Here is a 13,301-nt window from a genome sequence, read left to right as displayed (position 1 = left end):
CGTGATAACTTTCAATACAAGAATATAGACGAGGACTTGCAGGAATGAATCATCCATATGGAAATACTTCCTTACTTTCTTCGATTATAACTTTCATTCAATCGTTTTCCTAAATGATTTTCTATCCGAATCGAGTTTTGAGATTGTGACTTTGAGGTTTCGAATCGATTCCTTTGTCAGCTCTAATCTTCCGTCTGTTTGATGTTTCTTCCACTCCTTTAGATTTTTACGATACAGCTTTTCTGAGAACCGATAAATATCAATCTCCTTTTTTAACGCTTCTTCAAAAGTGTCCATAATTTCTTTTTTAACCTCTTTTTTTATCTCTTTCTGAATTCGATCTGGTTTCACATTTTCTCCAACCGTACTGACAGAAGCCTCCAACTTTACTTCAACATCAAATGCCACATCTCCCCCACTTATGATTGGCTCTATTTTGACCTTCAAGTTATCGATCACCATTGTAAAGTAATCACCACCATCTAACTTGAAAGTGACTTGTCCCCTACTCATTTCATTCGACATCCATTGCATTCCTCGTGCTTTGTCTTTAGTGACGAAGCCCTTAAATGTGTTCGGCGTAACGACACCGACACCCGATATAACCGGGGCTTTAATCCTCTCATCTTCCGACTGCCAGTTCTCCTCTACCGATATTAAAGGGATCATTGCTTCATGGCCTGGTTCATCTAATCTGATAAGAAGCATTCGAATATCTATTGGCTCTACAAATGATTCCTGTTCAAACGAGTTTACTGGGTCACCTAGTTTGGACAGTGTAATTGCTTTATTGAGAACAGGCCTTACTAAAAGAACTTCTTCGACGGGATCTTTAGTCGTATACACCCAAATTTGATATCGTGTTTCCCTGAACCGAATAAAAGTATCAATTGTCGGACTTAATTTCCCGTGTTTCATTGCTTCCTCAGAAACAACGAGATAAGAAAAATGTCCCCAATAAACCTTTTGATCAACTGAATGATATAACTCGTGAATAGCTTCATCCATTGTGTCACCTTGGGCACGACCCACTTCAGCCTGTAGGACATCACTATTAGGTTGTTCCGTTTTTCCAATATTAGCAAAGCTAACAAACTGCGCGTATATATCATATTTACCATCCTTATAATCAATCCCAACCCCATTTATATACAGCATTTTTTCGGGTTGATTTTCATCCCAACATCCAGATAGGATGACTGCAAGCAACATGATTATTAATAATCGTACCTTCATTTTTCACCCTCTTTTTTTCTCGTTTTGTCCGTTGGATTTAACACGTTCGGACGTTCTTTATATTGACCAGCCGGTAAACGTAGATATGTTTTCCTCATCTCTTTCCAGCTTAAGTCCGCCGTATTATTCAAGTAAGGGACTCCAAATATGCGGATGTTCGATAAATAAAGAACTGTACAAAAGAACGAGATGATGAATCCAAACATTCCGAAAAACGCCGTTAGGAAAATGAAAAAAATGCGCAATATGCTAACTGCCGTCACGACCGATTGGTTAACTAGCGTAAAAGTTGCAATCGTCGAAGTTGCAATAATGACAATCATTGCCGGACTTGTAATACCAGCACGAATGGCAGCATCTCCAATGATAAGACCGCCCACGACACCGATTGTTCCGCCAAGAGCAGAAGGAAGACGTAAACCAGCTTCTCGAAACAATTCAAACATGAGTATCATGATGAGCATCTCGATAACTGAAGGTAAGGGGAGTCCGGTATTCGATTGCACAACTGTCGCTAATAACAGATGTGGGAGTTGGTCTTGATGAAACGTTGTTAAGGCGAGCCAAAATGCAGGTAGGCATATACCGATAGTCATCCCTGCAATACGCAATAACCTTTCAAACGAATTATAGATAACAGGCGTTTCATTATCTTCACTTGTTTTTAATAGTAACAACAAATTCACGGGTGTGATAATGGCGTAAGCCACCCCGTCAACCAAAATAACAAAGCGTCCTGTTGCAAGTGATTCAACCACAAAATCCGGTCGTCCTGAATAATCAGTCCTCGGGAAAAGCAATGCACTTTTATTCACGTCTTCCATGAGCAAATCTCCACTAACAACAATATCCGTATCGACCTCTTCCAACTGACTTTTTATACTAGCCAATGTGTCTTTACTTGCAATGTCGTCAAAATAAAGAAGGGCAACCGTCGTTCGGGATCGTTTTCCAATTTGAAACTTCTCCACGCATAGTGAGTTCGTCGGGATTCGCTTTCTTATTAACGCGATATTGACGGAAATATCTTCAATAAAGTTATCTCTTGGTCCCCTTATAGGTGCGCCAATATTTGTATCTTCGGGATTGCGATTGGGCTTTTTTTCTATATTACTTGAAATAAGCAGTCCATCATCCTTAAAGTATAAAAGCACACTGCCGGTGTACAAAAGAGAACCGATTTCCTTTTTATCTTCTATTTTTTTCAAGTTTGGAATGTGCAATTTCTCGCTAACCAAATTTTCTAGAGGATCATCATTCAGGTTTTCGATGAATTGTTGAACGCGTGGAACGATGACTTCATTCAATAGCTGCTGATCTATCATCGAATCGCATGTGATGAAAACGACAGGATAATGATTAAATGTATACGATTGAAACTGGACGTCCCCGGACTTTTGAAACAGTTGCTTCAGGGAATCGAGATCGATTTTCTTGTCGGTCGGTTCCATACAGATTCACCATTTTCTGTAAATATTTTATGCGCGAGCTTTTTTTGTTGATTTTCTTGAAAAGAAAGCAACTAGGACTAAAAAAAGTGAAATTAAAAACAGAAAGCTAAAGGTGATGATTAGTAAAGGGTCTCCCTTAATCATCAGAAATATTCGGTCGCTCATAAGAGCAAGCGGTAAACAGATAATGAAAAAAACTGGGCCAAGTATTTTCCAAATACGCTTTTTGTTTCCAGACATCTTTAGTAAGTCTGCTACAATGAACAAAATTAACCCGACTCTTATGAATGCACCTGTCAGCCATTGATAAATCGATAAAAAATCAAAGTGGTCAATATATCGCCCAATCGTTCCAATTCCCCATTCTTCATAGGCAGGATATCTTTGTTTTGCGGCTTCAATTGGACCGAACTCTGTTATCGCTCCAATTGTAGGTCCCATCGTTAACCCCATTAAAATGAATAGCATGACGACAAAATGATACCAACGCATGCGGTCTTTCACTTTATGCTGAATGAATAGAAACAGCAGTAGTTCTACAAATCCGGATGCTGGAAACACTGCGGTTTTAAGAACAGGTTGTACGCCATGTTCAAAAAAAGGTTGGAGTAACTCGTAATTTTTCACTTGCAAATTTGTAAACGCAATAAAAAATCCGAAAACGACCACCCAAAAGAGAACGAATACATTAACCATCGCAATCGTTTGTATATTTGTTGAGACGAGATGGATGCAAAGAACAGTAAAAACAATTAACAATGGCAACATAGGCGTTGTTGGTAAAAAGGTTGATATAATCCACTGTAATACCTCTGCCATTGTAAATGCAGCTAATATTAGGAAAAAGATGACAGTTACGTAAAGGAAAATATTCGCAACTACTTTCCCAACTTTCATTTTCAACCAATCTATAATGGAGTGCTGATTTGATTTTTTGTGGATGTAAAGTAATAAGAAAACCCAAGGTACCATGGCAAAAGTGGACACCAAAATAGATATCCATGCATCTCTACCTGCCCCACTTAACAGCGATGGGATGATGGTCACATGATTTTTCAAGCCAATCATTGTCATCGATAGGAATATCACATGTAAAATACTAATCGAACCGCTTTTGTTCATACAAAGACCCTCTAACTTTTTATATCCCCTAGCCTTGACAACGACTCCCTAAATTATAAGCAGCATCAATACACTTTAAGTGAATGCCCTTGAAACTTTTTTTATTTTGAAAGTTTCTTTTTTTATTCAAAAAACTGTTACCTCCACAATGGTAACGCCTTCATAAGTAAACGAAACACTTTACTATATTAAAATTTTTCAGAAAGTTATTGATTTCTTAAACCCGAGTCCCTATAATTAGCCTAACAACTGTTAGGTGGTGAGAATTTGAAGCGACAAGAGTTGATTGATGCAGCACTCCTCCACTACTCCTTGCATGGGTATCAAGGAGCTACGATGAGAAAGATTGCCTCAGAAGTCGGCATAAAACCAGCTTCCATTTATTTTTTTTACGAAAATAAAGAAGCATTATTCATAGCAGCGTTTAAACAATTATTAATGGCACACTTTAATGAAATGCAAAGAGTCCTCACTGAAAATAAGGACGAGCCAGTAGATCTAATATTTTCCGCTATGCTACGAGGAATTGTTAAGCACCATAAGGGTGATTTACAAGCAACGACTGCTTATATATCACTTGTTACTTCCCCGATTCCAGAAATCAAGAAAGATTTACAAAAACATATGAACTATTATGCAGAGTGGATGACCGATTCTTTAGGCAATGAACTGAGATCGAGTTTTCCTACGATTCCTGCGCCTATAGTTGACAGAACAATTAAACAGTTCATTTTAGTTGGAAACGGTGTATTTTGGGGCATTAACTTATACGACGATGATGACTTTTCTGAACAAGTTGAACTTGCAGAGCAAATGATTGAATCTATTTTCCGTAATTTAAATGCGAATTATAAATAATTTTAAAGAGAAGAGGATCGCCTTATGGCAAAAGCAACGGAACATGAATTAGTACAAGACTTTGAACTTGAACCAGTACCTCAAGAGAAACGTAAAGGTTGGGGGAAGCTGTCGATCGTATGGATCGGAGGAATTGTTGCTCTTTCGGCAACAGCACTTGGAGGTGCACTCGGTGGCGGCCTTTCAATGCCTGAAGCAATCATCGCATCCTTTATCGGAAGTTTTATATTAGCCATTGTAAGTGCACTTTGTTGTGTAGTCGGTGCAAAAACAGGGTTGTCTACAGCACTTGTATCAATGTTTGCTTTAGGAAGATACGGCTCGTATGCTGTATCAGTCGTCGTAGCTATCGCTCTTTTCGGATGGTTTGGTGTCCAGTTAGATTTATTCGGAACGAGTTTACACAATGTACTCGTCGATGTATTTAACCTTTCGATTCACCCCAAAGTTCTTGTTGTTATTGGTGGTATCTTAATGACAACTACTGCATTTATCGGCTTTAAAGCGATAGAAAAATTAAGCCTAGTTGCCGTTCCCCTTCTTGGTACATTGCTAGTTGCTTCTTTGATCAAAGTGATGAATGGACTTACATTAAGCGAAGTTGTTGCTCGACCTTTATTGGGCGACCCACTAACAATTGGTTTATCGATTTCGTTGGTTATTGGTTCTTTAGCAATCGGCGCAATTATTGGACCGGATATTTCACGTTATGCTAAAACACCCAAAGATGCTGTGATAGCTTCATTCGTCGGATTCTTTGTCGGCTACAGCATCGTCTTAATTATTGCGGCAGTCTTAGCTAAAGCGACTTCTCAAGTAGATATCGTAGAAATTATGCTTGGCCTCGGTTGGGGTACAGGTGCAATGCTTGTTCTAATTCTTGCACAATGGACAACGAACGATAACAACCTATACTCTTCCGCACTAGGATTTTCCGTTATTTTTAGGAAAACGCCCAAATACATTTTAACAATTGGTGCGGGTACTATCGGTACGCTGATGGCTGTTGGTGGCATTTACGAAAACTTCATCCCATTCCTAGTATTCCTTAGTGCGTTAATTCCACCGATTGGCGGGATTTACGTAGCGGATTTCTTATTAAATCGAAAAAAATATGCATTTGAAAATCTTAAACATATGAAAAACATCCATTTTGTCAGCGTGTCTATTTGGATCATCGCAACGCTTGTCGCGTTTATGACGACGCCTGCACCGACTGGGTTCGGATTGTTTTCTTTAACAGGTGCTTCTGGATTTGATGCATTTTTAGTCGCTTTCGTCTTACAACTCATCGCAAGTAAACTCATGCAAAAGTCGAACGAACAACTACTTGTGGCTAATAAAGGGAGGAACTTCTAATGAGGTTAATTGGTAAAGAAGAAATTGAGAATATCGCAATTGGTGCCGCTGTTCTTGGTACTGGTGGCGGAGGGGATCCATATATCGGGAAATTGATGGCCCTTCAAGCTGTGGAAGAGTACGGTCCGATCAAGTTATTAAGTGTCGATGAAGTGCCAGATGACGCGTTAATCGTTCCTTCTGCGATGATGGGTGCTCCAACGGTAATGGTCGAAAAAATACCGAGTGGCGAAGAAGCAATTGAAGCTTTCGAAGCGATTCAAGACTATCTTGGGAAGAAAATTTACGCGACAATGCCGATCGAAGCGGGTGGCGTCAACTCCCTCCTTCCACTTGCACTCGCTGCAAGACTTGGCTTACCTGTCGTCGATGCAGACGGAATGGGTCGTGCATTCCCAGAACTACAAATGGTCACATTCCATTTAGATGGCGTTCCGGCAACGCCAATGGTTTTATCCGATGAAAAAGGAAATAGTTTGGTTCTAAATACAGTTACAAGTGAATGGGCAGAGCGCATTGCAAGAACGGCGACGATTGAAATGGGCGGTTCGGTTATGCTTGCGATTTACTCAATGGACGGAAAAACGCTAAAAGAATCGTCTATCCACGCTACGTTAACGCTTGAAGAAGAAATCGGGAAAGCGATTCGGGCAGCACAAGGAAACAATGAAGACCCGATTCAAGAAGTACTTCGAATTACGAACGGGCATCGACTATTTAAAGGAAAAGTGACGGACATTAACCGCAAGACGGAAGCTGGATTTGCGAAAGGGAAAGCAACTCTTGAAGGGTTGGATGAATTCAAAAACGAAGTATGCTCGCTTCATTTTCAAAATGAGCATTTGCTTGCGGAAACAGAAGACCGTGTGCTTTGTGTGACTCCTGACTTAATCACGGTTTTAGATTCGGATACAGGAATGCCAATTACGACGGAAGGTTTACGTTACGGCGCACGATGTGTCGTTATCGGAATGCCCGCCAACCCGAAATGGCGTACACAAGCAGGAATCGATGTTGCTGGACCGAAATACTTCGGCTACGGCGTAGATTTCACGCCACTTGAAGAACTCGTCAACAAGGAGGACAACTAAGATGATGAATTACCGAATCGGAATTGACGTTGGTGGAACTCATACTGATGCAGTTATTTTAGACGACCAGTACAATGTAATTTCTGAAGTGAAAACACCGACGACTGAAGATGTAAGTAGCGGAATCTACGCAGCGATGCAAGAAGTTGTTGAAAAAGCTGCAGTTCCTGTTGATCAAATCAATTTCGCAATGCTTGGAACAACACATTGTACGAACGCTATCGTTGAACGTAAACGATTGAACAACGTGGCAATTATCCGTGTTGGTGCGCCTGCAACAATGGCGATTAAACCGCTACTCGGTGTTCCAGATGAATTAAAAGATATCCTTAACAAACATACGTATATTGTCCGTGGTGGTCATGAATTCGACGGTCGTGAAATCGTTGAGTTAGATGAACAACATATTTACGAAATCGCGAATGAAATCAAAGGAAAAGTCGATTCGGTTGCGATTATATCGGTCTTCTCCCCTGTTTCGGATACACATGAAACGCGCGTTGCGGAGATTTTACGTGAAGTATTAGGAGACGACGTTGCCCTTTCCATGTCCAATGAAATCGGAAGTGTCGGCTTACTGGAAAGAGAAAACGCAACAATTCTAAACGCTGCGATCGTGAACGTTGCTCGTACGACAGCGGACGGTTTTGTACAAGCGTTGAAAAAAGAAGGCATTCACGCGAAAGTATTCTTCGGTCAAAACGACGGGACATTAATGTCGGTGGAATACACAGTGAAATACCCAATTTTAACGATTGCTTGTGGACCGACGAACAGTCTGCGCGGCGCTTCGTATTTAACAGATCTATCCGATGCCATTGTCGTTGACGTTGGCGGAACGACGACGGATGTCGGTGTGCTAATTGGTTCATTCCCAAGACAATCTTCACTTGCAGTCGAAATCGGTGGCGTGCGCACAAACTTCCGCATGCCAGATATTACGGCAATTGGTCTTGGTGGTGGAACAATTATTCAAATTAATGAAGACAATAGCTTCCAAATTGGTCCTGAAAGTGTTGGGCATAAGCTACAAACAGAAAGCCTGATCTTCGGTGGTTCGAAACTGACAACGACAGATATTGTTGTTGCGCTTGGTAAAGCTGAACTCGGAAATCCTGAGTTGGTTGCGCATTTGGATAAAGCGTTACTTGAAACGATTTATGCGAAAATGATTTCAATGGTGGAAGAAACAATCGACCGTATGAAAACAAGTGCAGAACCGGTACCTGTTATTTTAGTTGGTGGTGGAAGCATTCTATTCCCTACTCAATTTGAAGGCGCATCTGAAGTGATAAAGCCAAATAACTCAGGTGTTGCGAATGCGATTGGTTCAGCTATTTCACAAGTAAGTGGACAAATTGAACGTATTTTCGCGATGGACGAACTCGGAAGAGAACAGACTATAGAAGCAGCGAAAGAAATGGCTCGCCAAGAAGCCATTGCTGCGGGTGCTGATCCTGAGCAACTTGTTATTGTTGATTTTGAAGAAGTGCCGCTTGCATATTTACCAGGTGATGCTGCTAAGATCCGCGCGAAAGCTGCTGGAGTGTTAGCAATCGATTGAACTATTATTTTAAAACCCATTGGAATTTCCAATGGGTTTTCTTAACATGTATACTTTCTAATCTAAATGCATATACTACTAGTCACAGAGGCGCGGCACTTCTCTGTCCCGCACTGGGGGCACTTTCGGCAGAAGGTGGAAAAAAATACGTTGCCCATCCGACTGGGGATTGCCCAGTAGTGCCGCAACATCCATATTTTGAAGTTATAAAAGAGGCAATCCATGTGATGCATGGATTGCCTCTTTTATATTATCGGCGGAATGTTAATGATTACTCTTGTTCATCGAGATCCTTGCCAAATTTATGCTTTCGCTGAATGTAATTGAGGTTATATAATTCTTCTGATTCAAAAATCCCCTCTAATCGCCCATTCATTCTGTAAACCAACTTGCCTAGTAATTTATATGCTCTCTTTACTTTATTTTCAAACGAAGCTCTACTCATATCTACAATAAATGTACTTTGATTGTGAAAGACTACTCTCGTTCGTTTTCTACTAATTCCGATGTACTCTTTAACCTGATGTAAAGCAAACCAGCAACAACCTTCTTTATGAGGTGACTTACTAGGAAACCAACATACACTTAGCTCTTTATTGATTATAACAGGATACATGTTACCTCTTCCTAAAACCATCCGCGACCCGTCACTCGCTCCTCTGAGACTAGAGCCATGAAAACGTAAATTTAAGTCAATCAGTTGAGTCGGACCATATTCGACTTGCAATTGTTTATTTGACTTTACCATTAACGTATACAATGATCCGTTTTCATCATACCTAGGCAATAACATAACAGCATCATACGCAAGTATAAAGTTTTTCGAGAAGCCCATATTCACATCCCCCTTTTTTCGTTATATCGTTTTCATGAAAAAAGGAGTATACTAACAATAGGTTGGTATACTCCAACTTAACTTCCCCGAGTCTAACAAGTCTAGCCAGACTGACTCGGGGATTTCTTGTTACTTCGGTTAACTATCACAACTCACTCACCTCCTTTTAGTGAAGCCAAGTGATTGAACTAGACAAATCCATCCTCCACTAGATTATCCAATTCAACTCATCTTCTAAGTAGATTTACTGTTTCAACCTGATATGTATTGGGGACAATCCATTGAAAAGAAATGCTAAACTATGATGAGCATAATTACCCAACCATATCCACATCCTTTCACACAAATTAATTACACACTTATTTATAAACTAAGTAATTTCACCTAGTTAATCTATTATATCCTAAAAATTAGTAATATGTCTATTTATTAACTTTATTCGAAAGATTTACACTAATAGGTTATTTATCCACCAATAACAATCACTTCCTACCCCTTCGTAAACCCTTTTACAGCCCAAACTAGTTGCATAAATTTGCTTAATTAAAGTGGACATAAAGAGTTCCAATCGATCCACTTTACTATATAAACTTTTTAACCTTGTAAAGTAGAGTAACTTAGGCTTTCATTGCCACATATTATTCTATTTTGCGCAGTCACATCTATAGTTTCACAAGGTTTCTCACACAATTCCTAATTGGGTTGATTATTTACGATGAAAGCACCCAGGAATAAAAGAATCGTGAACCAGTTTGAAGCACATACAAAACCCTTGGATGATGAAATTCTGGAGGTCTTAAAAAATATAAAGGATGCAATTCAAGAAGGAAGGTCAGATTCGCTTGAAAGCCTTCGAAATGCTTGCGACACTGAAGGGGATTTTAGAGTCTTAACTTAAGTGCAAAAGAGAATCTTCCAGTCCCACGCCTGGAGGATTCTCTTAATTTTTAAATTATTCACAACACAGTTCTTACTTCACGCATCGTACTTTTCAATAAACGCAAGACAGCTATCTGCAATCAATTCCTTGTCGTTATCGAGTGTAGCGACATGGTAACTCTGTTCTAATTTTATGAGTTCTTTTGCATTGGATTTGATTTGATCATAGATAATTTGTGAGTTTTCAACAGGTACCACATTGTCCACTGTGGACGATAAAATTAATGCAGGTGCAGTTACTTTACCTAAATCGCTGTTCACTATTTTTAGCAACTGAGCAAGTTCACCCATTGCACGGACAGGCGTTTGTGCGTAGGCTAATTCTTGAATTCCATCTGCCTTTATATCTGAACCAATTCCGTCAATGAAGCGCTCGCTGTCTTTTAAACTTAGATAATATCCTTCAAATTCCGGCATATGTACCGCAGCATTGATTGGCATAATTCCTGCAATTTCTGGGTGCTTTTCGGCTAAATATAGTGTGAGTGTTCCACCCATGGATAACCCCGCAACAAAGACTTTTGAGCATACTTCTTTCAGTTGGGCAAGTCCCACTTCCACGTCTTGAATCCAATTCTCATAAGTGGAGGTTTCCATGTCTTCGGGAGCCGTTCCATGTCCAGTTAGTCTTGGTCCATAAACAGTGTAGCCCGCTTCTGCGAACCGCTTTCCTAGATAAGCCATACTTTGCGTTGTCCCCGTAAATCCATGAATCACCAAAACCCCGGTTTCATTTCCTTCGTAATAAAATTCTTCCGCTCCTTGTAAAATTGAATAGTTTTCGGCCATCTGGATCAGTTCCCTTCATTAAATAGGTTAGGGTACTTGTTCGACAATAAGGAGGTAATTTCCTCTTTCGTATTGATTTGAATAAATTCCTTCTATAGAGAAAGACTCAGTGAATATAGAAGGTTGTAAAATTAAAATTCGAGTGTTTGTTTAGGATGTCAGCTCTTTTCTTGGGATTGTCCGGGCTATCTGGCGGAATGTCCGCTCTTTTGATGAAGTTGTCCGGGCTTTTAACGAATGTCAGCTCTTTTCTCTGGAATGTCCGGGCTATCTAGTGGAATGTCCGCGCTTTTGATGAAGATGTCCGCGCTTTCAACGGATGTCAGCTCTTTTCTCTGGAATGTCCGGGCTAACTGGTGGAATGTCCGCGCTTTTGATGAAGATGTCCGGGCTTTTCTAGGATGTCAGCTCTTTTCTCTGGAATGTCCGGGCTATCTGGTGGAATGTCCGCTCTTTTTATGAAGATGTCCGGGCTTTTCTAGGATGTCAGCTCTTTTCTCTGGAATGTCCGGGCTATCTGGCCGATTGGCCGCTCTTTTGATGAAGATGTCTGGGCTTTCACGGATTCCACCCTTAGATAAGGATATCCTTTTTCATCAAAAAAACTGTAACTCCTGCAATATTTCGGTACTTCTATAGTAAGAATAATCCCAATTACTACTATTCGAAAACTATTGCCTTTAAAAATGTCGAACCATAGGATAAACTAGGTTAGTGCACGAAAAAGAAATAAATGGAGGCGTTTTTAAAATGATTTTCAAAGAGCAATATAGCACGATAAAACAAGTGGCTGACACGATCTATGCAAATCCAGAATTAGGCTATAAAGAATTTAAGACGAAGCAAACTGTTCTTGACTTCTTAAAAGAAGTTAATCCAGATATTGAAATTGAAGAATTCAGTACAACAGGATTGAAAACGAGTCTTGGCGAAGACAAGGGCTTAAATATGGCCTTCATCTCTGAACTTGATGCGGTTTACGCCCCAACGCATATGCATGCGGACAAAGAAACGGGTGCTGCGCATAACTGTGGACATTATTCACAAGTAGCGATTGGACTTGCCTTGTATAAGTATTTGTATGAATCGAAAGCCTACGAATCCTTTGCTTACAAAATCACCTTCATTTTTGTTCCTGCAGAAGAATACCTCGACCTCAATTACCGTGAAAGCTTAATGCGTACGAACGAAATCACACATTACGGTGGGAAGCCAGAAGCTATGAAGTTAGGTATATTTGACGATATCGACTTTGCCATTTGTACACACTCCATTGGTGGAGACGTGACAAATCGAGCGGTCGAAATCAATTACTCTTTGGCAGGATTCCTCTATAAGAAATACAAATTCATTGGCAAAGCAACTCATGCCGGTTTTGATCCATTTTCATCCAAAAATGCTTATAATATGTCTACCTTATTTAACGTTGCGTTAGGATTAGGTCGCCAACAATTCAAAGACAGTGAAATGGTACGGATTAACCCAATCGTTATGGACTCGGATATGTCTACTAACGTCATCCCCAACCACATAACGGTCGGAACGGACCTCAGAGGACAATCCGTCGAGTACATTAAGGAAGTAGCCGTTAAACTAGACGATGCGGCTAAAGGGAGTGCTATGGCACTTCAAGGGGAAGTCGAAATCGAGACTCAAATGGGTTACCTTCCATTTGTACAAAACCGTTACTTGAATGAATTCGTTAAAGCAGCTTACCTTGAGAACGATGAAATCGAAGAAATCATTGAAGACAATGTCATCAGTGCTGGCGGCGATGCTGGGGACCTGTCCATCATGATGCCTGTTATTAATGTTAGTTATAGCGGATTTGCAGGTACCATTCATGGTGACGATTTTATCGACATCGATCCTGAATTCGTCTTTGAAATCTTTCCAAGATTCCTCTCACAAGTGTTGGAGAAAATGAACGGCAACATCGATAAAACGAAGTTGTATAAAAAAACGTACGCCGAATACATGGATTTAATTCACTCCATTGTCGAGTAAACCACTAAAAACAGTTTTACCAATCAAATTTGAATATGAAATGAGGCCAC

The 13,301-nt window shown here is 40.2% G+C and carries 10 protein-coding genes; 5 read left to right on the top strand and 5 right to left on the bottom strand.

The window, feature by feature from the left end:
• Window positions 1-93 precede the first annotated feature (93 nt).
• Genes ACXYMX_RS02890 through ACXYMX_RS02880 form a run of 3 tightly spaced genes read right to left on the bottom strand, consistent with a single transcriptional unit; the run spans window position 94 to window position 3,809 of the window.
• Complete coding sequence (locus tag ACXYMX_RS02890; protein WP_459042727.1) at window positions 94-1,236, bottom strand: Ger(x)C family spore germination protein; 1,143 nt, start codon at window positions 1,234-1,236, stop codon at window positions 94-96.
• Complete coding sequence (locus ACXYMX_RS02885; protein ID WP_459042726.1) at window positions 1,233-2,687, bottom strand: spore germination protein; 1,455 nt, start codon at window positions 2,685-2,687, stop codon at window positions 1,233-1,235. The genes ACXYMX_RS02890 and ACXYMX_RS02885 overlap by 4 nt, the downstream gene beginning before the upstream one ends.
• Before the next feature lie 27 nt (window positions 2,688-2,714).
• Entirely contained in the window at window positions 2,715-3,809 is a 1,095-nt protein-coding gene (locus ACXYMX_RS02880; RefSeq protein WP_459042725.1) for an endospore germination permease, read from the bottom strand.
• Window positions 3,810-4,076: 267 nt separating this feature from the next.
• Between ACXYMX_RS02880 and ACXYMX_RS02875 the strand changes: the two genes are divergently transcribed.
• From ACXYMX_RS02875 to ACXYMX_RS02860, 4 genes are read left to right on the top strand one after another with little or no spacing between them, the layout of a single operon-like run.
• Window positions 4,077-4,667: a TetR/AcrR family transcriptional regulator gene (locus ACXYMX_RS02875; protein ID WP_459042724.1), complete on the top strand. Its 591-nt coding sequence runs from the start codon at window positions 4,077-4,079 to the stop codon at window positions 4,665-4,667.
• 24 nt (window positions 4,668-4,691) lie between these two features.
• Window positions 4,692-6,026, top strand: a complete 1,335-nt coding sequence (locus ACXYMX_RS02870; protein ID WP_459042723.1) for a purine-cytosine permease family protein — start codon at window positions 4,692-4,694, stop codon at window positions 6,024-6,026.
• Window positions 6,026-7,117, top strand: coding sequence for a DUF917 domain-containing protein (locus tag ACXYMX_RS02865; protein ID WP_459042722.1), 1,092 nt, complete (start codon window positions 6,026-6,028; stop codon window positions 7,115-7,117). The genes ACXYMX_RS02870 and ACXYMX_RS02865 overlap by 1 nt, the downstream gene beginning before the upstream one ends.
• Window positions 7,118-7,121: 4 nt before the next feature.
• Window positions 7,122-8,681, top strand: a complete 1,560-nt coding sequence (locus ACXYMX_RS02860) for a hydantoinase/oxoprolinase N-terminal domain-containing protein (protein WP_459042920.1) — start codon at window positions 7,122-7,124, stop codon at window positions 8,679-8,681.
• 271 nt (window positions 8,682-8,952) lie between these two features.
• Here ACXYMX_RS02860 and ACXYMX_RS02855 read toward each other — a convergent pair whose 3' ends face one another.
• Together ACXYMX_RS02855 and ACXYMX_RS02850 are read right to left on the bottom strand one after the other, a co-directional pair.
• A complete protein-coding gene (locus ACXYMX_RS02855; protein WP_459042721.1) occupies window positions 8,953-9,516 on the bottom strand; it encodes a competence protein ComK in 564 nt (187 codons plus the stop codon).
• Window positions 9,517-10,491: 975 nt separating this feature from the next.
• A complete protein-coding gene (locus ACXYMX_RS02850; RefSeq protein WP_459042720.1) occupies window positions 10,492-11,244 on the bottom strand; it encodes an alpha/beta hydrolase in 753 nt (250 codons plus the stop codon).
• A 750-nt stretch (window positions 11,245-11,994) separates the two neighbouring features.
• On the opposite strand from ACXYMX_RS02850, the gene ACXYMX_RS02845 reads away from it, so the two are divergent.
• Window positions 11,995-13,251: a M20/M25/M40 family metallo-hydrolase gene (locus ACXYMX_RS02845; RefSeq protein ID WP_459042719.1), complete on the top strand. Its 1,257-nt coding sequence runs from the start codon at window positions 11,995-11,997 to the stop codon at window positions 13,249-13,251.
• The last annotated feature ends 50 nt before the right edge of the window (window positions 13,252-13,301 follow it).

Source organism: Sporosarcina sp. CAU 1771 (assembly GCF_054482775.1).
This window is presented reverse-complemented; position numbering and strand designations above follow the sequence as displayed.